The sequence below is a fragment of the Paralcaligenes sp. KSB-10 genome, assembly GCF_021266465.1.
In the GTDB taxonomy this organism is placed as follows: Bacteria; Pseudomonadota; Gammaproteobacteria; order Burkholderiales; family Burkholderiaceae_B.
Window position 1 is genome coordinate 2169130 of record NZ_CP089848.1, and the last position, 24329, is coordinate 2193458.

The 24329-nt window shown below is 58.0% G+C and carries 19 protein-coding genes and 4 tRNA genes; 9 read left to right on the plus strand and 14 right to left on the minus strand.

Annotation, left to right across the window (positions count from 1 at the left end):
* Positions 1-254: 254 nt before the first annotated feature.
* The 4 genes from LSG25_RS09805 to LSG25_RS09820 form a co-directional block, all read right to left on the minus strand.
* Positions 255-339: transfer RNA gene (locus tag LSG25_RS09805), tRNA-Leu, on the minus strand.
* A gap of 154 nt (positions 340-493) precedes the next feature.
* Entirely contained in the window at positions 494-994 is a 501-nt protein-coding gene (gene secG, locus LSG25_RS09810; RefSeq protein ID WP_232744460.1) for a preprotein translocase subunit SecG, read from the minus strand.
* A gap of 17 nt (positions 995-1011) precedes the next feature.
* Positions 1012-1764: a triose-phosphate isomerase gene (gene tpiA, locus LSG25_RS09815; RefSeq protein ID WP_232744461.1), complete on the minus strand. Its 753-nt coding sequence runs from the start codon at positions 1762-1764 to the stop codon at positions 1012-1014.
* Between the two features lie 197 nt (positions 1765-1961).
* A complete protein-coding gene (locus LSG25_RS09820; RefSeq protein WP_232744462.1) occupies positions 1962-2939 on the minus strand; it encodes an NAD(P)H-quinone oxidoreductase in 978 nt (325 codons plus the stop codon).
* Between the two features lie 234 nt (positions 2940-3173).
* On the opposite strand from LSG25_RS09820, the gene LSG25_RS09825 reads away from it, so the two are divergent.
* Positions 3174-3263: transfer RNA gene (locus LSG25_RS09825), tRNA-Ser, on the plus strand.
* 13 nt (positions 3264-3276) lie between these two features.
* Here LSG25_RS09825 and LSG25_RS09830 read toward each other — a convergent pair.
* Positions 3277-4179, minus strand: coding sequence for a GNAT family N-acetyltransferase (locus LSG25_RS09830; protein ID WP_232744463.1), 903 nt, complete (start codon positions 4177-4179; stop codon positions 3277-3279).
* A gap of 387 nt (positions 4180-4566) precedes the next feature.
* Here LSG25_RS09830 and LSG25_RS09835 point away from each other — a divergent pair, with 387 nt between their 5' ends.
* The gene (locus tag LSG25_RS09835) at positions 4567-5469 is read left to right on the plus strand and encodes a PCC domain-containing protein (protein ID WP_232744464.1); all 903 of its coding nucleotides are present in this window, start codon (positions 4567-4569) and stop codon (positions 5467-5469) included.
* A gap of 180 nt (positions 5470-5649) precedes the next feature.
* Positions 5650-5735 (plus strand) — tRNA-Leu (locus tag LSG25_RS09840).
* Between the two features lie 142 nt (positions 5736-5877).
* On the opposite strand, the gene pnp is transcribed toward LSG25_RS09840, so the two are convergent.
* Together pnp and rpsO are read right to left on the minus strand one after the other, a co-directional pair.
* Positions 5878-8031, minus strand: coding sequence for a polyribonucleotide nucleotidyltransferase (gene pnp, locus LSG25_RS09845; protein ID WP_232744465.1), 2154 nt, complete (start codon positions 8029-8031; stop codon positions 5878-5880).
* A 91-nt stretch (positions 8032-8122) separates the two neighbouring features.
* Complete coding sequence (rpsO, locus tag LSG25_RS09850; RefSeq protein WP_232744466.1) at positions 8123-8392, minus strand: 30S ribosomal protein S15; 270 nt, start codon at positions 8390-8392, stop codon at positions 8123-8125.
* Between the two features lie 341 nt (positions 8393-8733).
* Between rpsO and LSG25_RS09855 the strand changes: the two genes are divergently transcribed.
* Positions 8734-9273 (plus strand): hypothetical protein, encoded by a 540-nt coding sequence (locus tag LSG25_RS09855; RefSeq protein WP_370635979.1) that lies wholly within the window; start codon positions 8734-8736, stop codon positions 9271-9273.
* A 121-nt stretch (positions 9274-9394) separates the two neighbouring features.
* Here the strand turns inward: LSG25_RS09855 and pssA are convergent, their stop codons facing one another.
* The 5 genes from pssA to LSG25_RS09880 all read right to left on the minus strand — a co-directional run bounded on the left by pssA (position 9395) and on the right by LSG25_RS09880 (position 14498).
* Positions 9395-10201: a CDP-diacylglycerol--serine O-phosphatidyltransferase gene (gene pssA, locus LSG25_RS09860; RefSeq protein WP_232744467.1), complete on the minus strand. Its 807-nt coding sequence runs from the start codon at positions 10199-10201 to the stop codon at positions 9395-9397.
* Positions 10194-10868: a phosphatidylserine decarboxylase gene (locus LSG25_RS09865; RefSeq protein WP_232744468.1), complete on the minus strand. Its 675-nt coding sequence runs from the start codon at positions 10866-10868 to the stop codon at positions 10194-10196. Before LSG25_RS09865 ends, pssA begins: the two co-directional genes overlap by 8 nt.
* A 223-nt stretch (positions 10869-11091) precedes the next feature.
* Entirely contained in the window at positions 11092-12108 is a 1017-nt protein-coding gene (gene ilvC, locus LSG25_RS09870; protein WP_232744469.1) for a ketol-acid reductoisomerase, read from the minus strand.
* 164 nt (positions 12109-12272) lie between these two features.
* Positions 12273-12764, minus strand: coding sequence for an acetolactate synthase small subunit (ilvN, locus tag LSG25_RS09875; RefSeq protein ID WP_232744470.1), 492 nt, complete (start codon positions 12762-12764; stop codon positions 12273-12275).
* 12 nt (positions 12765-12776) lie between these two features.
* Positions 12777-14498 (minus strand): acetolactate synthase 3 catalytic subunit, encoded by a 1722-nt coding sequence (locus tag LSG25_RS09880; protein ID WP_232744471.1) that lies wholly within the window; start codon positions 14496-14498, stop codon positions 12777-12779.
* A 478-nt stretch (positions 14499-14976) separates the two neighbouring features.
* Here LSG25_RS09880 and LSG25_RS09885 point away from each other — a divergent pair, with 478 nt between their 5' ends.
* Positions 14977-17193 (plus strand): FUSC family protein, encoded by a 2217-nt coding sequence (locus LSG25_RS09885; protein ID WP_232744472.1) that lies wholly within the window; start codon positions 14977-14979, stop codon positions 17191-17193.
* 42 nt (positions 17194-17235) lie between these two features.
* Here LSG25_RS09885 and yaaA read toward each other — a convergent pair whose 3' ends face one another.
* Both yaaA and LSG25_RS09895 read right to left on the minus strand, forming a co-directional pair.
* The gene (gene yaaA / locus LSG25_RS09890; RefSeq protein ID WP_232744640.1) at positions 17236-18030 is read right to left on the minus strand and encodes a peroxide stress protein YaaA; all 795 of its coding nucleotides are present in this window, start codon (positions 18028-18030) and stop codon (positions 17236-17238) included.
* A gap of 189 nt (positions 18031-18219) precedes the next feature.
* On the minus strand, positions 18220-19002 hold the full coding sequence (locus LSG25_RS09895; RefSeq protein ID WP_232744473.1) for a 3-hydroxybutyrate dehydrogenase: 783 nt from the start codon (positions 19000-19002) through the stop codon (positions 18220-18222).
* Between the two features lie 151 nt (positions 19003-19153).
* Between LSG25_RS09895 and LSG25_RS09900 the strand changes: the two genes are divergently transcribed.
* The 4 genes from LSG25_RS09900 to LSG25_RS09915 all read left to right on the plus strand — a co-directional run bounded on the left by LSG25_RS09900 (position 19154) and on the right by LSG25_RS09915 (position 24295).
* Positions 19154-19243, plus strand: a tRNA-Ser gene (locus LSG25_RS09900).
* A 401-nt stretch (positions 19244-19644) separates the two neighbouring features.
* Positions 19645-21312, plus strand: coding sequence for a ShlB/FhaC/HecB family hemolysin secretion/activation protein (locus LSG25_RS09905; RefSeq protein ID WP_232744474.1), 1668 nt, complete (start codon positions 19645-19647; stop codon positions 21310-21312).
* Positions 21313-21374: 62 nt separating this feature from the next.
* Positions 21375-23648, plus strand: a complete 2274-nt coding sequence (locus LSG25_RS09910; RefSeq protein ID WP_232744475.1) for a filamentous hemagglutinin N-terminal domain-containing protein — start codon at positions 21375-21377, stop codon at positions 23646-23648.
* An 8-nt stretch (positions 23649-23656) separates the two neighbouring features.
* Positions 23657-24295 (plus strand): hypothetical protein, encoded by a 639-nt coding sequence (locus LSG25_RS09915; protein ID WP_232744476.1) that lies wholly within the window; start codon positions 23657-23659, stop codon positions 24293-24295.
* Positions 24296-24329 lie beyond the last annotated feature (34 nt).

Below are 24329 nucleotides of genomic sequence, written 5' to 3' on the forward strand. Positions count from 1 at the left end.
AGTCGAAAGTATATGTGCAGATGGAATGCCGACGTTAGACCTGGCGTCTCGGAGTCTATTCCTGGAGTCTCAATCAGCGCAACGAGCAAAGGCCAAGACGAAGTGAGCCAGGCACGCGAAGTCAAACGTGCAAGAACGCACAAGACAAACGTCGCAAGGCCGCAGCGCAATAAAAAAACCCGCGCCTTCCTGTGAAGATGCGGGTTGATCGACTTACTAAAGCTACTTATTAGATAAGCTACTTATTAGATATTTGGTGCCGACGGCGAGACTCGAACTCGCACAGCTTTCGCCACTACCCCCTCAAGATAGCGTGTCTACCAATTTCACCACGTCGGCTAATTCTGCTTGCAGGGCGCGATTCCTGGCTTGCGCCCTGTGCAAAGAGCGGTATTCTAGCATGATTTCCGGCTACTTCCCGGACGCACCTGCCGGTGCTTTTCAAGCATGCTTACAAGGCATTGCGGGGCCGATCCCGCCCCTCTTGAGACCCTTACTTGGACTGACCCGCCGGCTTGTCCGAGGAGCTTGCCGGCTTTGCGCCCTCGGCCGCTGCCGGCACCGCCGAAGACGTGCTGGGAACAGTGGGTATGGCGCTGGCGCCCGGCACGGCAGGCGATGTGCCGCCCGCAGCGGGTTTCGCCGCTGGCACGCTGCTGCCCGGAACCGAAGGCACAGCCGAGCCCACAGGAGCCGCCGGAGCGGGAGCCTGCTTGAAGCCTTGCATTACGCCGCCCTCAAGAATCGACGAAGCGGGATGATGGGCAACATAAGCCAGGCCGGCCGTCGATGCAAAGAAGACAATCGCGGCCCATTTGGTAGTGCGCGACAGGAAGTTGGCCGCGCCGGTTGCCCCAAACAGGCTGCCAGCGGAGCCGCCGCCAAATGCGGAGCCCATGTCGGCGCCTTTGCCTTGCTGCAGCAAGACCAGCACGATAATAGCCAGCGACGTAATAACTTGAATCGCCAGAAGAGCGGGTGACAACCATTGCATTTAAAAAACTCCGAAGCCTATGCGGCCGCAATACGTAAAAATTCTTCCGCCACCAGTGACGCGCCGCCCACCAGGGCGCCATCGATATCACTCATGGCAAACAGGCTGGCGGCATTGGATGCCTTGACGCTGCCGCCGTACAAAATAGGGTTCTGCCCCGCCCCTGCCGCGACCAGGCTGGCACGTATGGCCGCATGCACTTCCTGGGCCTGCTCGGGCGTAGCGGTACGGCCGGTTCCTATTGCCCACACGGGTTCGTAAGCCAGTACGATTTTGGCAATGGCCTGGGCGCCCAGCGCCAGCACCGGTGCCAACTGGCGGGCAATGACTGCCTGCGTTTGCCCCGACTGATGCTCAGACAGAGTTTCACCTACGCACACCACGGGCGTCAGGCCGGCCTTGACCGCCGCAGACGCCTTGTCGGCAACCTGCTGATCGGTTTCGCCGTGCAGGGAACGGCGCTCGGAGTGCCCGGCCAGAACCCACCGGCATCCAAAATCGTTCAGCATGACGGCCGATACTTCACCGGTAAATGCACCCTGCGCCTGAGCGCTGAGGTCTTGCGCACCCCAGGAAACAGGGCTGCTTGCCAACGCCACGCTGGTTTGGGCCAAATACGGAAAGGGCACACATACGGCGATTTCGCCCTTGAGGGCAACAGAAGCAACGCCCGCCCGCAAATCGGCCAGCAAAGAGGCGTTTGCCGCCAGGTTGCCGTGCATTTTCCAGTTGCCTATTACAAGGCGCGCTCGAGAAGGTGCTGTAGCCATGTCGTCCAAATACGCGGACAGGCCCCAAGGCCAATCCAAAAAATCGGGTAAACCCGGCATTGTATCCTGCCGCGAACCCAATTGCCTAATCGTTCCATTTTAGCAAGCAGCGGCAGGCTTGGAAACAGCAGGCGCGATACCGTCGCAAAGGAGCGGCCCGGGCTGCCCGCCCCCTCCCCCACGAACGCCCGCGCCACCTATACCGTCAGGATGATCTTGCCGATCTGCTCCCCGGCTTCCATCATGGCGTGCGCATCGCACGCTTTTGCCAAAGGAAACGTGGCGTGCACAATAGGCTTGATTTTCCCGGCTTCCAGCAATGGCCAGACCCGCTGCCTCAAGGATTGCGCAATGGCCGCCTTGAAGGCGACCGGGCGCGGGCGCAGCGTAGAGCCTGTAACGGTCAGGCGCCGGCGCAACACCTGTCCGCAATCGATGGTGGCCTTGTTGCCGCCCAGCAGCGCAATAATCACAATGCGGCCGTCGTCGGCCAGGCAGCCCAGGTTGCGGTTGATGTAGTCGCCCGCCACCATATCCAGCACGACATCGACACCCTTGCCGCCAGTCGCCTTTTTGATTTCCTCGACATAATCCTGGGTACGGTAATTGATGCCCAGGACAGCGCCCAGAGCTTCAACGGCGCGTGCGCGCTGATCGCTGCCCACCGTAGCGTATACCTTATTACCCAGGGCAGTGGCCAATTGAATGGCCGTGGTGCCTATACCGCTGGCTCCGCCATGCACCAACAAGGTTTCGCCGGCCGACAATTGGCCGCGGTCGAAAACATTGCTCCAGACAGTGAAATACGTTTCGGGCAAGCCGGCCGCCTCGATGTCGCTCAATCCCGCGGGAACCGGCAGGCACTGGGCTGCGGGGGCCGTGCAATATTCCGCGTAGCCGCCTCCGGCAATCAGTGCGCACACCTTGTCGCCCAGCTTAAAGCCGCCTGCAGCGGCGTCGCCTCCGGTAATCTCGCCCACGATCTCCAGCCCAGGCAAATCGGACGCGCCCGGCGGCGGCGCATAATTGCCCTTGCGCTGGAACACGTCGGGACGGTTGACTCCGGCAGCGGCAACCTTGATCAGCACCTCACCGGCCTTGGGCTCGGGCACAGGGCGATCAACCAGGACCAAAACCTCGGGCCCCCCTGGATGCGAAATTTCCACGGCTTTCATGACAACTCCTTGTATGCTTGGCAAAAACGGCATTATCGCCTATGCGGCAATAACTTCAGTCCGCGGCCTGGGACTTGCCGGACGAACGATAAAAGCCGGCGATTTCCCATACTTTTTGCGACAAAAACGCCAATTCCGCCCACAAGCGGGTACGCATCGGCTAAACTCACGTCCTTCTGAAAGGTCGGCCTGGCACTCCCAAGCCTCAAGCGCCTTGCGGATGAACATCTCAATGGAAGCGTGCCAGAGCGGTTGAATGGACTGGTCTTGAAAACCAGCGACGGGGCAACCCGTCCGTGAGTTCGAATCTCACCGCTTCCGCCAAGAACATTTATGATCACATAAAGCCCGGATTGCGCGGCAGATATTGCGTCCAGGCGCCATAGCCAGGCGACGCCATCAGCAGCATCGGAACGGTGATGCGCATGCCGCAATCGACCGCAAGGCGCAGTGCGCTGTCGCATGTGCCCGGCACGAACGCCGATATTTTCTCCGAGGGCTTGTCGGCCGCTATTTTCAACGCCGTTGCGAAGGCGCTCGCAAGGACGTCAGCCCGCGTGACCGCGAGGGGCCCGACATGCCCGCTGGGACCAATGTAAGCGTAGCCAACGCACTCGCCGCCGGCGCAGAGCATGACACCTGTGGTCCCCGGGTCATTGAGCAGGTAGCGGTGATGCTTCTCGCGCGCGACGCCCACAGCGCGAACGTCGATCTCGGCAAGCCTTTGCATGTGCTGGTCTGTGTCGTCGATTGCCATGCTGCGCAATGGCAATCCCGGCAAACCGGCCTTCACCCGCTCACGCGCGGCGCCGAAAAAATAAACCGGCATCCTGGGGAAGAAGCCGTGCCGGATGTAGAGGCCCTGCGACACACGGTTGAAGGCAAAAGTAATCAATGCCTTGTGATCCGCTCTCGATTTCCGGGCGTGCTCCAAGCTCAGTTTCAATAGCTCGTTCCCGATGCCGCGACCCTGTTGGGAGGGATCGACGAATAGCTGAGCGAGAAACCAGACATTTCCGCACACCCAACTCCAGGCAAAACCGAGAATGTCGCCGCCGTCCTGCGCGATCCATAGGCCGCCGGGGTCGTCCTTGAGCGAGAACAGCTGAAAGTTGGGCGGGCTCGGAGTCGCCATCGAGCCAAAGCCATGACGCTCGGTAAGGTCGTTGATACTGGCAACAACCAGCGCCTCGGTCGTCGCCAAATCTTGCGCCTGGGCGGGCCTGTAGATGAGTGACATTGGGCAACTCCTTCAGAGGAACCTTTTAGACAGGTCATGGCGCCTTTTGGCGCCGCGCCGCCTGGTCTTTTATGTTATACCCCCACACCCCGTCTCGAAAAACAATCAGTTGCACCAAGAGTGTCGCGAGGACAAACCTCTTTTCCTATGGTCGCCCTGGCGAAAACCCCACCAAACGGCGCGCACCATCCCGGCCGATATCCAAGTTCCATAATATGGACAAAAACAAGGAGCATATTGACAAGAATACACCTTGATCCCTAAACTGGTTCCAGCAACAATCAAGCGGGTTTAACCGCCAAAAGGTTCATATTATGAACCAACAATCAAACGGACGAGGCATGCAGCACGACACGATTTCAAGGCGGGTAGACCGGGATGCGGCGCATGCGTCATATTGAGCACCCAGGCCCGGTCGCGGCCGAGCGGCTGCAGTGCATAGACGGCAAGGTCGATATCGTGGAACTCGTACTCGGCGCGGGCCAGCCATTGATGGCCGCTGCCACGCAGGCCCTGTCCGCGCTCGGGGCAAGCAGCGCCGTGCTGACGCTTCATGACGGCGCCCTGGATCCTTTCGCCTATGTGCTGCCCGCCATGTCCGACTCGCCCGAACACGCGGTCTATTACAGCAAACGCTACGATGCCCCACCGGGTCAAACGCATATCCAGGCCGGCTGCATAACCTATGGCCTGCGCGATCACGCCCCATGGCTGCATTGCCATGCCCTCTGGAACGAGGCGGACGGGACACAGCGCTGCGGCCATATTCTGCCCGACGACGCTATTCTCTCGACCCCATTGCACGCCACGGCCGCACTGATACGCGGCGTGGATTTTGTCGTGGCGGCCGATGCCGAAACAAATTTTTCGCTGTTCCAGCCGCAGTTGCAGGCGCAGCCACAGGGCTTGCCGGCGCCCGAACCGGAGCTTATGCCCGGTTCGTCGGCAAACGGCGTAAGCGCATTCGTGCTGCGTGTCCGGCCAAACCAGGATTTCTGCACCGCCCTGGAAACCATATGTACGGAGCGCGGCATCCGGCGCGCCATTGTGCGCGGAGGCGTAGGCAGCCTGGTTGGAGCCGCATTCGACGATGGACGCACGGTTGCCCCCATTGCCACCGAAGTATTCATCCAGCGGGGCATAGTCGAACCTGGCGCCGACGGTGCGGCGCAAGCCACTGTCGATGTTGTGATGGTCGACTACACCGGAGCCACCACGCAAGGGCGCCTGCTCCGCGGCGCCAATGCGGTGCTCGTCACCTTCGAACTCGTCGTCGAACCGCTGCCGTAGGGGCAAGCCTTGTGCCCGCCCGTCCAGGCCAAGGCATAAACCTCGGGTGACAACAAGCCCCCCCTACGCAAGCGATACATGCCGCTGCAGCGGCCGTCCATCGCAAATCCCCCTGTTATTTGAAATAAAATTTCAAAACCCACAGCAGGAAACAGCAGTTCATGTAACAATCACGTCCGCGCACCCATGGCGGAATTGGTAGACGCAAGAGACTTAAAATCTCTCGATCATTGATCGTGCCGGTTCGATTCCGGCTGGGTGCACCATAAAAAAACGACATCCACGGATGTCGTTTTTCATATACAAGGCACCGATTGCAGTCAGGCGGGGCCGAAGGCCGCCACCCACTGCAATAACCGGGGCGCCAGATAAGCAATACTGGCGCCGCGGCGTATTGCGCCGGCGTAATCAGGCCGCGGTTTCAGGAGCAGCCACCGGACCTTGCGGGCCGCCTTGGGCTTCGATACCGCCAATAGCCTTCATGGACAGACGCAGCCTACCCTTGTCATCGGCTTCGATAACCTTGATACGCACGGTCTGGCCGACTTTCAGCACGTCATTGATATTGGCGATGCGATAGTTGGCGATTTCAGAGATATGCAGCAAGCCGTCGCGACCAGGCAGAACCTGGACAATCGCGCCGAAATCCAGCAGACGCAGCACAGGGCCTTCGTATTCCTGACCGACTTCGACATCGGCAGTCAGTTCCTTGATGCGGCGCTCGGCATCCCTGGCGCGATCGAGATCGGCGCTGGAAATGGTAATGGTGCCGTCGTCGCCGATATCGATTTGCGTGCCGGTTTCTTCGGTCAGCGCACGAATGGTCGCACCGCCCTTGCCGATGACGTCGCGGATTTTCTCGGGATTGATCTTGACCGTCAGCATGCGCGGAGCGAACTCCGACAGCTCGGTGCGCGAACCTTCGAGGGCAGCCTTCATCTTTTCAAGGATATGCAAACGGCCTTCGCGGGCCTGGGCCAGCGCAACCTGCATGATTTCCTTGGTAATGCCCTGGATCTTGATATCCATTTGCAGGGCGGTAATGCCTTGCACGGTACCGGCCACTTTGAAGTCCATATCGCCCAGGTGATCTTCGTCGCCCAGGATATCGGTCAGTACGGCGAACTTGCCGCCGTCCTTGATCAGGCCCATGGCCACGCCGGCCACGTGATCCTTGACGGGAACACCAGCGTCCATCATGGCAAGCGAACCGCCGCATACCGACGCCATGGAAGACGAACCATTGGACTCGGTGATTTCGGAAACCAGGCGGATCGTGTACTGGAAATCGGGAGCGTCGGGCAACAGGGAGATCAACGAACGCTTGGCCAGGCGGCCGTGGCCGATTTCACGGCGCTTGGGTACGCCGAAACGGCCGGTTTCGCCTGTGGCAAACGGGGGCATGTTGTAGTGCATCATGAAGCGGTCGCGGGATTCGCCCATGATCGAATCGATGATTTGCTCGTCCTGCTTGGTGCCCAAAGTGGCCACCACCAAAGCCTGTGTTTCACCACGGGTGAACAAAGCGCTGCCGTGCGCACGAGGCAGCACGCCCAGACGGATGCTGATGGGACGCACCGTACGGGTATCGCGGCCGTCAATGCGGGCTTCGCCGTTCAGGATCTGGCCGCGTACGATTTTGGCTTCGAGGTCGAACAGGATATTGTCGACTTCAACGCTGTCGGGCTGGGCTTCGCCTTTGGCTGTGGCGTGTTCCAGCAGTTTGGCCTTGACGCTGGCGTATACGTCGCGCAACTGGGTAGTGCGGCCCTGCTTGTCGCGAACCTGATAAGCGGCCTGCAGGCCGGCCTGAGCGGCGGCGCTCACGGCGGTAATCAGCGCTTCGTTCTTGGGTGCCGCCTGCCAATCCCATTCGGGTTTGCCGGCTTCGCCGACCAGATCGTGGATGGCATTGATCACTGTCTGCATTTGTTCGTGGCCATATACGACCCCGCCCAGCATGACTTCCTCGGACAATTGCCGTGCTTCGGATTCGACCATGAGCACGGCGGCTTCGGTGCCGGCCACCACCAGATTCATCTGCGACTCTTTCAATTGCGAGGTCGTGGGATTGGTGATGTACTGATTGTCGATATAGCCCACCCGTGCCGCGCCGATAGGGCCATTGAAGGGGATGCCGGAAATCGCCAATGCGGCCGACGCGCCAATCATGGCAGCGATGTCGGGGTCGATTTCGGGGTTGACCGACAAGGTATGAATAATGACCTGAACGTCGTTATAGAACCCTTCGGGAAACAGAGGGCGCAAAGGCCGGTCGATCAGGCGCGAAGTGAGGGTCTCTTTTTCGGAGGGCTTGCCTTCGCGTTTGAAAAATCCGCCCGGAATGCGGCCAGCCGCATAGGTTTTTTCAATGTAATCGACTGTCAGGGGGAAAAAATCCTGGCCAGGCTTGGCTTTTTTTGCCGCGACGACCGTCGCCAGCACAACCGTATCTTCAATGGAAACCAGCACCGCGCCCCCAGCCTGGCGAGCAATCTCGCCCGTTTCAAGCACTACTGTGTGCTGGCCGTACTGAAACGATTTCGTCACTTTATTAAACATTACGGAATATCCTTACAATAAAAAAACCGTGGCCACCGCGAATTGTCATCGCAGCGCCCACGGTTGCATCATGGGGAGCCAGCCCCGAGTATCACTTACGCAGACCGAGCTTTTCGATCAACGAACGATACGACTCGGGACTGCGGCCTTTGAGGTAATCGAGCAATTTGCGACGGCGGCTGACCATGCGCAGCAGACCACGACGCGAGTGGTGGTCTTTCATGTGAGCCTTGAAGTGGCCGGTCAATTCATTGATGCGGGCCGTAAGCAGCGCCACTTGTACTTCGGGGGAACCCGTATCGCCTTGGGCACGTTGGTATTGTGCAACGATATCGGTTTTTTTGATGTCAGCAACAGACATTATCAAGCCTCTTTAACGAGCGACAGAGCCGAGGTGCCCTGACGTGATGTTTATGAAAATATGATCCAGCTTCGGCGAAAGCCACGGTTACAAAGATACCGTTCCGCCGGGAAGCTGCCGCATTATAGCGGATTGGCAAGATGTTTGCGGGGTACGGGGTGTAATAGGGGCGAAATCACCAAGGAACCATACCCCGCATCCGGCTGTCTTATTCCTAGAGACTTTTCAGCTACAGTAATGACTTTCTCCGGCCAAATCCCCTGCCTGGGCTTTTCTGCATTAGCCCGGGTTCCATAATTGATTTGGCCTTATGCGCATACATCGCTACTCAGGAGCTCTTCATGGTCTCGAATATTCGTCATGCCACATCGGGCCGCTGGCTTCGCGCCAGCCTGGCTATTGCCGCGCTGGGCGTGCTGGCCGCCTGCTCCAGCATGAGCGACCTCCCCTCCGGCACTCCGCTGGCCCAGATCCAGGCCAAATACGGACGACCCAGTTTTTCCTGCCCGGAACCCAACGGCGGCCAGCATCTTGTCTGGTCCCAGCAACCCTTTGGGCAGTATGCCTGGGGCGTGCATGTCGACAGCGCCGGCCAGACCGATCAGGTCCAGTCCTTGCTGACCGATGAGCACTTCCAGCTTCTGGGCAAAGGCACCTGGACCCAGCAGCAAGTTCTTTGCGAATTCGGGCCACCCGCGGTAAAAGACAGAGTAGGCTTGCCCTCGTCCGACCAGTTGGTCTGGAGCTACCGATACCGCCAGGCCAAATCGTGGAATTCGCTCATGTACGTGTACTTCGGCCACGATGGTTCGCACGTCATCCGCTTCCATCCTGGCCCCGACCCGATGTTCGACGACCACGACCAATCGTCGTTCCGGTAAAAAACAGGCGTAAAGCGGGCGGGAGGCATTGCTTTTGCGTAGGGGTCACCGTAGGTCGGCCCTGGCGGTCGCCTGCGATGCGCCCCAGCATGGGTGCCCACAAAGAGCCCCCTAGCTTTTGCTACAAATCGTGCTTGGTCGCGTCGTCCGCCAAACCTTCCGCGTTGAAGTGGCGCGATCGGTTTCTTAGCTTGCGCGCCCGGCGCCAGCGCCAGAACATGGTTGTCCAACCGGATATGCCGTAGATGACGAAAAGCCCGAACAGCACGACGGGGGGATCGCTGGATACGAACACGAACACGGCGACCAGCACCAGAATGACCCAAAAGGGTACGCTGCGCCCCAGCGCGAAGGTTTTGCCACTGTAGAACGGCGCATTCGATACCATGGCAACGCCGGCGTAAACCGTGAGTGCAAATGCCAGCCAGGCGATTGTGCCGTCTTGCAGAAGAAACTTATTGTCGACAGCCAGCCAGACAAAGCCGGCCACCAGCGCCGCCGCCGCCGGACTGGGCAGCCCCTGGAAGAAACGCTTGTCGATCACGCCGATATTGGTATTGAAACGCGCCAGGCGCAACGCGGCCCCCACGACATAGATAAATGCGGCCAGCCAACCCCAGCGGCCCAGGTCGTGCAAGGTCCATTCATACATGACCAGGGCGGGCGCAATGCCGAACGAGGCCATATCGGACAAGGAATCGTACTGCTCGCCGAAAGCCGATTGCGTATTGGTCAGGCGCGCCACGCGGCCATCCATGCCGTCAAACACCATGGCCGCGAAAATCGCGATGGCGGCGATTTCGAATCGGCCGTTCATGGCCTGGACCACCGCATAGAATCCAGCGAAAAGATTCGCTGTGGTAAACGCATTGGGCAGCAGGTAGATGCTACGCCGGCGCGTGTGTTCGTCGAGAGGAAAATTAGGCATGGGTTTGCTCGCTGGCGGCTGCGGGCAGTTCAGCCAGCACCGTGCTGGTGGCCTGCACCTTGTCGCCTATGGACACCCGCGGGCGCGAGCCCAGGGGCAGATAGACGTCGACACGTGAACCAAAACGGATAAAACCGTAGCGTTGCCCGCGATAGACCTGATCGCCCGGCTTGATGTAGCAAAGTATGCGCTTGGCGATCAGGCCGGCAACCTGTACCGCGGTTACGACATGGCCCTGGCTGGTGCGCAGCACCGTAGCGTTGCGTTCGTTCTGCAGCGATGCCTTGTCGAGCGCGGCATTGAAAAATTGCCCGGCAAAATAATCGACAGAGAGCACTTCGCCATTGACGGGCGCGCGATTCGAATGAACATTGAACACGTTCATGAACACGCTGATCTTCAGCGCGTCGCGTTGCGCATAGGCATCTTTGACCTCTTCGACGGAAACAATACGGCCGTCGGCCGGGGATAGCACATAGAGCTCGCCGTCGGGCGCGACACGCGCCGGGTCGCGGAAAAACTGCAGGACAAACAACGAGATCAGCCACAATGGCAACGAAGCCCAGGGCGACCAGAATGTGACAATGATGGAAACAAGCACAATGGCTGCCAGAAACGGCCAGCCTTCGCGTGCAATGACAGGATGCGGATAAGAAGGTTTATTCATCGTAAGACGAAGAATAACCGAAATGGATCGAGTTTTGCGTAGTCGCGGGCGCTTATGGCGAATGCGGACAGCTGCAGGGAACGAACGGAGAATGGCCGCAGGAAACGAACGCAGGCGACCGGAAACTGTTACGAGTGGCCGGAAACAATTGGCAGCGGCCGGAAATAAATGCGGGCGGCCCTTGTGGCCGCCCGCCCCAGCCTGCCCGAAATGAAACGGAGGCCTAGTTCTTGGTTTGATCGACCAGCTTATTGGCCGCGATCCAGGGCATCATGGCGCGCAATTTGCTGCCCACTTGCTCGATTTGCGATTCGGCGTTGATGCGGCGACGCGAGATCAGGGCGGGTGCGCCGGCCGCATTTTCCAGAATGAAATTCTTGGCGTAGGCACCTGTCTGGATATCGGTCAGGCATTTACGCATGGCCTTTTTGGTTTCTTCGGTAACGATCTTGGGGCCGGTTTCATATTCGCCGTACTCAGCATTGTTGGAAATGGAGTAGTTCATATTGGCGATACCGCCTTCGTAGATCAGGTCGACGATCAGCTTGAGCTCGTGCAGACACTCAAAATAAGCCATTTCCGGCGCGTAGCCGGCTTCGACCAGGGTCTCGAAGCCCGCTTTGATCAGCTCGACCGTACCGCCGCACAGCACGGCCTGTTCACCGAACAGATCGGTTTCGGTTTCTTCGCGGAAGTTGGTTTCGATCACGCCGGCACGGCCGCTGCCGATAGCGCAGGCATACGACAGGGCGACATCGCGGGCGGCGCCCGATTTATCCTGATGCACGGCGACCAGCGACGGTACGCCGCCACCCTGGCGATACGTGCCGCGCACGGTGTGGCCCGGCGCTTTGGGGGCAATCATGATGACGTCGATATCATTGCGCGGCACGACCTGGCCGTAATGCACATTGAAGCCGTGGGCGAAAGCCAGAGCGGCGCCGGCCTTGATATTGGCGGCAACGTGATTGCGATAGACTTCGGCGATATTTTCGTCGGGCAACAGCATCATCACCAGATCGGCCCCTTTGACTGCCTGATCCACTTCCTGCACAGCCAGGCCTGCGTTCTCGGCCTTGCTCCAGGAGGCTCCGCCCTTGCGCAGGCCCACCACCACCTTCACGCCCGACTCATGCAGGTTCAGGGCGTGCGCATGCCCTTGGGAACCGTAGCCGATAATAGCGACTTTCTTGCCTTTGATGAGGGAAAGGTCACAATCTTTGTCGTAAAAAACTTTCATTTATAAAACTCCAGGATTTAAGAAAATAGTATTGCTTCAGATTCGGGAAATCGTTGCTGCTTAATGGATTTTGGTGCATCCGGCCCGATTCCGGGCGTCGGCGGTAATGCGGCAATTCAATAGGACGCGGGCTCAAGCGCGATGCGCGTCAGCCCGCCCCTTCTTTACAGTTTAAGGACGCGTTCTCCTCGGCCTATGCCCGATACTCCGGTGCGAACGGTTTCAAGAATCGCGCTGCGGTCCAGCGCTCCGATAAAGGCTTCGATTTTTTCTTGCACACCGGTCAACTCGATGGTGTAGACCTTATCGGTAACGTCGATGATGCGCCCGCGGAAGATATCCGCCATGCGTTTCATTTCTTCGCGCTCTTTGCCTACAGCCCGCACCTTGATCAGCATGAGCTCGCGCTCGATGTGCGGCCCTTCCGACAAATCTACCACCTTGACGACATCGACCAGGCGATTCAAGTGCTTGGTGATCTGCTCGATGATTTCGTCGGAACCGTTGGTGACAATCGTCATGCGCGACAGCGTCGAGTCTTCGGTAGGCGCAACCGTCAGGGTTTCGATGTTGTACCCGCGCGCCGAGAACAGGCCAACCACGCGCGACAGGGCACCGGGCTCATTTTCCAGAAGGATAGAAATTACATGTTTCATTTTTTTCTCTCCTTACAGGTCTTCTGAACCAAGCAGCATATCGGTCAGGCCGCGGCCGGCCTTCACCATGGGCCACACATTTTCAGTCTGGTCGGTAATGAAGTCGAGGAATACCAGCCGCTTCTTGTGCTTGCTGAAGGCTTCGCGTATGGCCGGCTCGACATCGGCGGGCTTGTCGATCTGCAGGCCGACGTGGCCATAGCTTTCGACCAGCTTGACGAAATCGGGCAAGGCATCGACATACGACTCCGAATAGCGCGAGCCATAATCGATCTGCTGCCATTGCCGCACCATGCCAAGATAGCGATTGTTCAGACACAGTATCTTGGGCGTCAGGTGATACTGTTTGCAGGTGGAGAGTTCCTGGATGTTCATTTGAATCGAGGCTTCACCCGTAATGACCGCCACATCGCGGTCGGGATTGGCCATTTGCACGCCCATGGCAAAAGGCAAGCCTACCCCCATCGTTCCCAGGCCTCCCGAATTGATCCAGCGGCGGGGTTGGTCGAAGCGGTAATACTGCGCCGCCCACATTTGGTGCTGGCCCACATCCGAGGTCACGAAGGCATCGCCGCCCGTGACTTCCCACAGCTTCTGAACCACAAACTGCGGCTTGATCAGCGTATCGGAGCCCTCGTATTTAAGACACTCCTTGCCGCGCCAAGTATTGATTTGCTGCCACCACTTGGCCACAGCCGCCTGGTTGGGCGGCGTATCGGCCACCGCTTGCGCATAGAAGCTGTTGAGTTCCTGCAGCACGTCTTTGACATTGCCCACGATGGGAACATCGACGCGCACACGTTTGGAAATCGAAGAAGGATCGATGTCGATATGAATGATCTTGCGCGGATTTTGCGCAAAATGCTTGGGATTGCCGATCACCCGGTCATCGAAGCGGGCTCCCACCGCCAGCAGGACATCACAATGCTGCATGGCCATATTGGCTTCGTAGGTGCCGTGCATCCCCGGCATGCCGACAAACTTGTCGTCGCTGGCCGGGAAAGCCCCCAGGCCCATCAAGGTATTGGTGCAGGGCGCGCCCAGCAAGTCCACCAGCTGGCGCAGTTCGGGAGCCGCATCCGACAGCACCACGCCGCCCCCCGAATAGACCATGGGCCGCTCGGCGGCCAGCAGCATTTGCACCGCTTTTTTGATTTGCCCCTGATGCCCCTTGACCACGGGCGCATAGGAACGCATGTGCACCTCGCCCTTTTTGGGCGTGTACTTGCAGGTGGCCATGCTGATGTCTTTGGGGATATCGACCAGTACCGGACCCGGCCGGCCCGTTTTGGCGATATAAAAAGCGCGGCGCATGGTTTCGGCCAGATCCTTGACATCGCGCACAAGGAAATTGTGTTTGACGCAGGGACGCGTAATGCCCACGGTATCGCATTCCTGGAATGCATCTTCGCCTATGGCGTGGCTAGGCACCTGGCCGCTGATGATTACCAGGGGGATTGAATCCATATAGGCGGTGGCAATGCCGGTCACCGCATTGGTAACGCCCGGACCGCTGGTGACCAGCGCTACTCCGACCTTGTCGGACGAGCGTGAATAAGCATCGGCGGCATGCACGGCGGCCTGCTCGTGACGCACCAGGATGTGCTGGAATTTGTCTTGTTTGTAAATTGCGTCGTAAATGTACAGGACCGCACCACCGGGGTAACCAAATACGTGGTCAACGCCCTCTTCGGCCAGACAATGCACGACGATATCGGCGCCATTGAGTTCCATGTTGTATTCCTTTCGTAACCAGCACTGACATTCCGATTGGCCAGGAAAAGCCTGAGCCGGGCCAGTCGCGGCAACATGATCCGGCGCTTTATGGCTCACAGAGCCACGCCACCCAGACACCTTGCCGTCCCGACACGCACTCGTCGAAACGCAGTACGAGCGTTCTTCATGAACGCGGGAGGTAGAAACGGACGCTTTGGCAACACACGCTTGTGACGCGGCCAACAGCAGGTAATGCAGGCGCAAAAAACCGGGCGGATAGCCCGGGCGACAGAGCCTTTGACGGCCCGCACTGGATAAATGAGCGAGTCGAGGAGAGCTACTTTACCGCGTTGCACCATCAGAATCAACTCGGACCGCAAGCGGGCCCAGCCCGAAACACATTGACATGAATGGGAACCACGCTTCAGGCAAAAGATAAAAAACACAAGCCATTCTCCCTCTATACTTGCTTTGTTCCCACCACAGCACCGTGCTCATGGCGTCACCCGTACCCCAACTGCAGCGTTTTTTCTATAGCCACTATTTTTTTGGCGGGCTGCGGCAATCGATTGGGGTCTTGTTGCCGGCCCTGGTACTGGGCGGAATATTTCAGCTGTATGCGGTGGGTGTCATTGCGGCCATTGGCGCCGCCTGCGTCGCCGTCATCGACCAGCCCGGCGGCCCGCGCAGCAACCGCCGCAACGAAATGCTGGGCGGCATCCTGCTGGTATCCCTGACCGCCGCCGTTACCGGCCTGGCATCACCGTATCCCGTCCTGCTGTGGCTGGTCGTCCCCGCCCTGTGTTTCGGATTTTCGATGCTCACGGTGTTCGGCAAACGAGGCGGCCTGATCGGTTTTGCCTGCCTGCTGATCATGACGCTGACCATGCGCATCCCGCTGGACGAAAGCCAGGTGCTGCTGCACACGCTGTACTCATTCCTGGGCGGGCTGTTTTATTTCAGCTTCAGCTTCCTGATCAGCCGCGTACTATGGTACCGCGAAGAGCAGCAGGGCCTGTCCGTCGCCCTGTTCGCCACGGCCGACTATATGGCGGCCCGCTCACAGTTTTACGACGCCCATGTCGACCTGGACGCCTGCTACCGGCGAATGATCCACTTTCAGTCCATCATGACCGAAAAACACCAGGCGGCGCGCGACCTGGTACTGCGCGAACTGCCCAAGGGGCGCGGGCGCGGTGATCGCCATCGCGTCATGCTGCTGAACATTTTTATCGACATGGTCGATCTGCTGGACAGCCTCGTTGCCACACACACCGACTATGCAACGCTGCGCCGCCGCCTGCCGGACAGCGACGTGCTGCTGTTCGCCCGCGACGCCCTGTACAAGCTTTCGGTCAATGTCGGACGCCTGGCCTTGAATATCGCGCGCAACAAAAGCGCCCGCACACGCAGCAGCGTCAAGGCCGAATTGCGGGCCATCGAATACGAAATCGAACAATACCGGGAAAAGGGGCTGGCCCAGAACGAGCCTGAAGTCTACGCCTTGCTGGTGCAAATACTGCGCCGCCTGCGCAACGCGACGCGCGTGGTGGAGCACATGGCTGCGCGCACCCGCGGTGACGGCAACGATACCTCGAACGAAACCCGCCTGGATAAATCCCTGAGCCGCTTCCTGTCGCGCCAGGAATTGCGGTTCGGCATGCTGACCAGCAACCTGCGCCTGGACTCCTCGCACTTCCGTTATGCCTTGCGCGTGTCGATAGCCACCCTGCTGGCCATGACCGCCACCCTGGTGCTGTCGCTCGTGCTCGACATGGAAGGGGTGAAGGCCGATCTGACCGGGCACAGTTACTGGATCATCCTGACGATCATCATCGTCATGAAACCGGGGTTTGCGCTCACCAGGCAGCGCAATGGCTGGCGTCTTACGGGCACCCTGATAGGCTGCGGCCTGGGTATGATTCTATTCAATGTCACCCAAAACCCCGACATCTATTTCGCCGCACTGGTCATTACCAGCGTCCTGGGCTATTCCCTGATTCAGGTGAACTATATGCTGGCCGCCATCTTCAATACCTTGTTCGTGCTGATGGTGTTCCATTTTCTTACGCCCAGCGCCAATTTCGTGGTGGGCGAACGCCTGGTCGACACGGTCATAGGCTGTGGCCTGGCCCTCTTGTGCAGCTATATCTTTCCCTGGTGGGAATACAGCGTCATGGGGTCGCTATCCAAAGCCGCCAAGGCCGCGAACCAGGAATATCTGAAAACCGGCCTGCAGTATGCCTGCCTGAGCCGAGCGCTACAGCCCAGCGAGGAGACGCAGCCCAGCCAGCCGGACGATCAGGCCTCTCTGGAAGCGCAGAGACACGAAGCGGAAGTCGCCTGGCGCCTGGCCCGGAAAAATGTGCACATTGCCTTCAGCAACTTCGCGGCGGCCTTCTACCGCATGATGGACGAACCCGCCAAGCGCCAGAAGAATGTACCGGAATTGAATCACCTGCTTATTCAGAACCACGTGCTGGCATCGCAAATCAGCGCCGCCATCCCCATTCTGGCAAAACTTCAAACCGTACCCGAAGGCATACAAAAATCGCTCGATGCGATCGAGGCCCTGTTGCAAGACCAGGATGCCACCCCACCGATCTCCATCGAAACCGAAGGCGAATTGGCTACCCTGGCCTACCCCTTGCGGCAAATGGTCAAGGCCGCCCAATTGATCCGCCAGGAAATGCACGGCCTGGGTCCGGCGTAAATACCCGCCTTGGAATGTCAAGGCAGCCTCATAAAACCAATCTCAGGCACGGCGCCTGAATACCAGGCGGACCGGACTCGATTCTTTTGCCGCGTAAGCATAACCTTCGCTGGCAAATTTCTGCAGCGCAGCGGGTTTTGTAATTTTGTGCTCGATGACGTAACGAGCCATCAAGCCACGTGCGCGCTTGGCATGGAAACTGATGACTTTCCAGGCATCGTTTTTATAATCCTGAAAAACGCACTGTACGACAGTGGCCTTCAAGACTTTCAGGTCGATCGATTTGAAATATTCTTCCGAAGCCAGGTTCAACAGCACCGCCGCCTTGCCCTGCGCTGCTTCCGCATCCTGCTGTGCCACAAGGCGCTTGTTCAGGTACTCGGCAATCGAAGCGCCCCAATAGCTGTACAAAGTAGTGCCCTTGTCGGTCGGCAAGCGCGTGCCCATTTCAAGGCGATAAGGCCGCATCAAGTCCAGCGGGCGCAGCACCCCGTACAGGCCGCTCAAGATCGCCACATGCTCTTGCGCCCATTCGAGCTGCGCATCCGACAGCGTCGCCGCCTGCAGGCCCTCGTAGACATCGCCATTGAACGCCAGCACAGCCTGGCGGGAATTGGCACGCGTGAAACGCGGTTCCCAACTGGCATAGCGATCGACATTAAGCTGCGCCAGCGAATCGCTCAGGCTCATCAGCCCGGCTATTTCGTGCGCCGGTTTTGTTTTCAACACATCGATCAATGCCGATGCCTGCTTCACGAACAAAGGCTTGGTATGCAGCGTCGTACGCACCGTTGAATCGTAGTCCAGCTTCTTGGCCGGAGATAAAACCAGCAACATATAAGTCTTCAACCCTTTATGTTTGAAAATCGTCGATGGGAGATTGAACAGCATGGGTGCCGCCATTCGTATGGCTGCCGGCACCCTCATTCGTACGCGTGATGTTGTGGCGCCCCGTTCGTAGGGGCGCCCCGTGTGGGCACCCGCAATGTTCCGGCCTGCCGAGCGGGGTGGCCACAAGAGCTCCCCCTACTGGGCGGTCCAGCCGCCATCGAGCGACAGGGTTGTGCCGGTCATTTGTTCCGCCGCGTCGGAAGCCAGGAATACAGCCGCGCCGCCCAACTGCTTGGGCGTGACAAACTGCAATGAAGGCTGCTTTTCAGCCAGCAGTTTTTTGGCGGCCGCTTCGACGTCGATACCTTCTTTTTGCGCCAGGGCGTCGATCTGCTTCTCGACCAGGGGCGTGCGTACCCACCCGGGACAAATGGCATTGCAGGTCACGCCATTGCCGGCATTTTCCAGAGCCGTCACCTTGGTGAGGCCAACCACCCCGTGCTTGGCGGCCACATAGGCCGATTTGTTCGCGGAAGCAACCAGGCCATGCGCCGAGGCAATATTGATAATGCGCCCCCAACCCTGCTTTTTCATATGAGGCAAGGCAGCCGCCGTGCCGTGGAACACCGCCGACAGATTCAGGGCAATAATCGCATCCCAGCGCTCGACCGGAAAATCCTCGATCAAGTCGGTGTGCTGGATACCGGCGTTATTTACCAGGATATCAATACCGCCCAGGGCCTGCACCGCCTTGTTGATGAAGTCTCGCGTATCGGCCGCCTTCGACAAATCGGCATTGATGTAGTAGGCCTTCACATTGAACTCGAGCTCAAGACCGACACGTTCTTTTTCGATTGCCGCGGCGTCGCCGAAGCCATTGATCACCACATTCGCGCCGTTGGACGCCAGCTCGCGCGCAATAGCCAGGCCAATACCACTTGTAGAACCGGTAATGACCGCATGTTTACCTGTAAGCATATCGTTCCTTTTTTCCTGAGTATTATCTAAAACTTGTTCATTACTGCCGCATCAGTGTAACGCCCCGGGCATGCCAATCGCCTGCCCCGGGGCTTTGTGCAGGTTTTCAATTTCCTTGCTAGAATAGCGGACTCGCTAAATCGACGCGCACGGACAGGTGGCAGAGTGGTCGAATGCGCCGGACTCGAAATCCGGTGTACGTTTAGGCGTACCGTGAGTTCGAATCTCACCCTGTCCGCCAGAACACTAATAGAATCAATTTTCACTTGTGGCAGCAGACCGCTAAAGACCAACACGGTACCGCAATAGGAGTCTGCTCGTGATCGCCCCCAGCCTGGCTTTTGGATGCGCCAGCCTCACCCGATAGATCTGCCCCATTTACGGCACCTCATAAGTCGTATAATGGTTACCTCTCCAATCCGCCGAAAACCGGCACGAACACCGATTTTGCCCCGAATTGCATGGCTCAACTGAGGAAAGCAGGTCTAATGTGTGCTACCGCACAGACCGCCCTAGTTACTTAAACTAGCATCGGTTTTACGTGAGCGTTCGATGTATCAATGAATATCGAGGATTTGTTTACACCTAACAAACATGTAACTAATGTTTTCATATAACAACATCTTGTAAAAAGTGAATACTATGTTACGTAATAAACTACTGCCGCTGGCGATCCTGGTCTTGGGTCAAAGCGCTTTTGCTGCAGATCTTCCCAGCGCGGGTAGCCAAATCCAGCAAATTCCTCCGTCTCCTACCCCGGAAAAAGTGGCGCCCGAGATCCAAATAAAGCAAAAAAAAGCCTCGGCCGTTGTGGTGCCCGACACCGTAAAAATTCTCGTCAATCGTTTGCGCGTCACCGGCGCCACTGTCTATACCGAGGCGAACCTGGTGGCGCTGACGGGTTTCAAGCCCGCAAGCCAGTTGACGCTCACCGAGCTTCGCGCGATGACGGCGAAGATCACGGATTGGTATCACAAAAATGGTTACTTCGTTGCCCGTGCCTACTTGCCCGCGCAGGACATCAAGGGCGGGGTGGTGACAATCGCGGTGGCCGAAGGCCGGTACGGAAAGGTCATATTGCGTAATCATACGAATCTCTCGGATAGTCTCGCCCTTAGCCAGCTAAGCGGCATCAACACCGGAGACACGATCGCGATCGACCCGCTCGATAGCCGCCTTTTGCTGCTCTCCGATATACCCGGCGTGATTACCACGTCCACCCTGACGCCCAGCGCTTCGCCGGGAGCCTCCGACCTAATCGTTGACGTCGCTCCCGGTCGGCGCATAACGGGAAGTATTGATGCGGACAATGCGGGCAACCGCTATACCGGCGAGTATCGTCTTGGCGCAACCGTCAACTTCAATGATCTGTTAGGCCGCGGGGACGTCGCCAGCGTGCGTGCCGTGACTTCGGGCCGTGGCATGAATTATGGCCGTGCCTCTTACCAAATGCAATTTGGCAAGGCCACTGTCGGAGTCGCCTACAGTCGTCTGGGTTACAGGCTGGGTAAAGAATTTGCGGATCTTGACGCCCACGGTACTGCGGAAGTCGCCAGCATATATGGCAGCTATCCCCTGATACGATCCCGCAACAACAATCTGTATGCCCAACTTGCCTATGAGGACAGAACCTTTAAAGACAGGCAAGACGCAACCGGATCCGCCACCGACAAGAAGGCGCACGTGCTGATGGCCAGTCTGTACGGCGATTACCGCGACAATTTCGGCGGCGGCGGATTGAATCGTTATTCGCTTACCTGGTCCTTCGGAGATCTGAACATACAGACTCCAGAAGTTCGGGCTTACGATAACCAATACGCACGTAGCAACGGCTCCTACAATAAAATTGGGTTTAGCGCCTCGCGGCTGCAGCATATAACCGATTCAGTCTCGCTTTACGCGGGAATCCGAGGGCAATGGGCCTCGAAGAATCTGGACATATCAGAGAAGATGGAGTTGGGCGGCATGTACGGCGTGCGGGCCTATCCGGAAGGTGAAGCCTTTGGCGATCAGGGCTACATATTGAATCTGGAAGCTAGATGGCGACTGCCGAAATTAGCGCCCCAGATGCCCGGACAGGTCCAGTTGATAGGCTTCGTCGACACCGGCACGGTGATGACCAACAAGAGTAACTGGACGAGTGGCTCCAATCGCCGAACGCTAAGCGGTGCGGGCGTAGGAATCAATTGGGCTGTCGTCAACAACTTTTCAGTGACTGCCTACTACGCCCACAAGCTGGGCAACGCGCAAGCACAATCGGCGCCAGACAAATCGGGCAGATTCTGGATACAGATGGTGAAATATTTCTGAGAATAGAAAACGGAAACGATCACCCGCTTCACGAGCTTTTGAGAATAATAGAGAGTAGCAAAATGAACTGTATCCATCGACCGGCCGTGAACCAGAGAACCTGGTATCGCGCAACTACGCGAAAAGCGCTGACAATTTCACTGCTGATGTCATTCTGTGTCACTGTCCACGCACTCCCGACGGGGGGCGTCGTAACGGCGGGCAACGCCAGCATCAGCAGCAGCCCGACCAGCACAACCATTACGCAATCGACACCGAATGCGGTGATCAACTGGCAAGGCTTCAATGTTGGGCCGGCGCAGGCCGTGCAGTTCGTGCAGCCCGGCAGCGGCTCGGTGACGCTTAACCGCGTAGTAGGCCCGGACCCTTCCAGTATTCTCGGGAGCATCACCGCCAACGGCAAAGTATTTCTGGTCAATCCCAATGGCATTCTGTTTGGCTCGGGAGCATCTATCAATGTCGGCGGGTTGGTTGCCTCCACCCTAAACATCTCCGATAGCGATTTCATGAAGGGCTCCTACAAATTTACTGGAGCCGGCAATGGCGCTCTGAACAATGACGGGTCGATTAACGCAGACGCAGGCTATGTCGCGCTGTTGGGCCGTAATGTCAGCAACAATGGCGTTATTTCAGCCCGGCTGGGAACAATTGCGCTTGCCGCCGGCACGGCTGTCACACTGGACATCAGTGGTGACAAACTGCTTAACGTGAACGTCGACCAGGGCGCAATCAATGCGCTGGTTCAAAACGGCGGCCTCATCAAGGCTGACGGCGGGCGGGTGCTCATGACTACCCAGACAGCCGAGGGCTTGTTCACAACGGCGGTCAACAACAGCGGCGTGATCGAGGCGCAGACTATTCAGAACCACAGTGGCACGATCACGCTGCTTGGGGATATGCAAAACGGTGTCACCAACGTGGGGGGCACGCTGGATGCCAGCGCGCCCAATGGCGGCAATGGCGGTTTTATTGAAACATCCGCAGCTCATGTAAAGATTGCGGGCAACGCGAATATCACTACTGCCGCACCCTCCGGACTGACAGGCACCTGGCTGATCGACCCGCAGGACTTCAATATTGCTGCGACGGGCGGCGATATTTCAGGCGCGACGCTTTCCAACCTGCTGGTCACTAACAGCGTCATCATCAGTACGAACACGGGATCGACTGCTGCGGTAGCCGGAACCCCCCCGGTGACCAGTCTGTATGCAGCAACAGCTGGAAATGGAGATATCTTCGTCAATGACGCAGTCAGCTGGACCGCATCCTCCAGCCCAACGACCTTGACATTGAATGCCGCGCGTGATGTGAACGTGAACCGCGCGGTCACTGCCGTCAACGGTAATTTCGTGGTCTGCTGCGGACGCGATGTCAATGTGAAAGCAGCGATTACGACGACCAATGGAAGCGTCCTGTTAAGCGCTGGGCGCAATGCAAACATCGACGCGGCCATGACAACGACCGATGGCAACATCATGATTTGCGCGGCGCAGGACGTAAACGTGAGTGGGGCCATCACATTGACCAGAGGCAGCAGCATCCCCAGTCAAAGTCTGGGACTGCCTCTTGGTCTGGTGCTAAACAGCGGTTACGGCGGCACAGGACCGGGGTCGGCGGGCGGCACGGTCACCTTCGCTTCCGGCACTCCTCCCGTCGCAGTGACAGGACCGAACGCACCGGTCACTATTTATTACAATCCGGTGTCATACACATCGCCGACGGACTATTCCACCCACTTCACGTTAACCAACGGCGCCACATTGACTCAAAAAATGTTGGTATTCCCAGATGGTGCCGATCGCGCCTACGACGGAACGACCACAGCGACCTTTTCATCATTGAAGGGGAATCCCGCCGGCGTGACCCTGATTCAGGGCCCAGGCAGCACGGCCACATTCGATACCGCGTCCGTAGGAACGGATAAGACAATCACGTTTAACGGCTATAGCCTTGGCGGTGTGAATGCAGGCAATTTCGCTCTGGCAATTTCTTGTTGTTCACCCCAATTGGGGAGAACAACTGCCAACATCACAGCCGGCACAGTTCCACCCGGCAGTACCGTTCTGCCCAATGGTAGTACCGTTCTGCCCAGCGGTATTGTTGTTCTACCGGGCGGTGTCGTTGTCCTGCCCAGTGGTCAACCTGTCTCGCCTGGGGAGATGCTGGGTGTGATCCCGGTCATTGCGCCACTTTCAACGCTGCCGTTCAGGCCATCGGTGTTGCCCACTGTCACGCTGACCGAAACGCCTCCCCAGCTACTCACTCTGGTGCAGACTCCAGAGCATCCGAGCATCTATGTGCCTCTCTACCCTAAACGCAGGCGGTACCTTAATTGAGACGCACAATGACGGCAACAGTGGCCAAAGGAGTTTGCTTTGGACTCCTGGCCATGTGCCTGAGCTTGCCGCAAGCATTCGCAGCGGGCGTTCAGAACCAGACCGAGAGCGAGTCCCCAGAAGCCAAACATCTGGCAAACTGGGTCATCGACTCGGGCGACAACGGCAAAATGCCGTTTGTGATTGTCGACAAAAAAAACGCCAGAGTACTGGTGTTTAATGCCCAGGGCCAACTGCGCGGCTCGGCGCCGGCGCTGCTTGGACTCGCGCGCGGCGACGATATCGTCCCCGGAATTGGCAATCAAAAATTGTCTACCATTCGCCCCGATGAGCGCATTACGCCGTCAGGCCGCTTTGTGGCGGGGCTGGGGCACATTCTCAGTGGACAGGAAGTTCTCTGGGTCGATTACGATGCCGGAATCGCCATACATCGTGTGGTAACAAGCAATGTCAAGGAACACCGCGCACAACGCCTGGCAAGCCCGACGGTGTTGGATAAACGTATTTCGTATGGCTGTATAAACGTTCCCGTCACGTTCTATGAAAACATAGTCAGCCCCACGTTTCGCAAAACCAACGGCGTTGTGTATATACTGCCGGAAACTCGGTCCGGCGAGGCCGCTTTTTTTGCGCAATACGGTCATTAACTTATAGCGCTGGCACACATGTATCAGTCGGTTG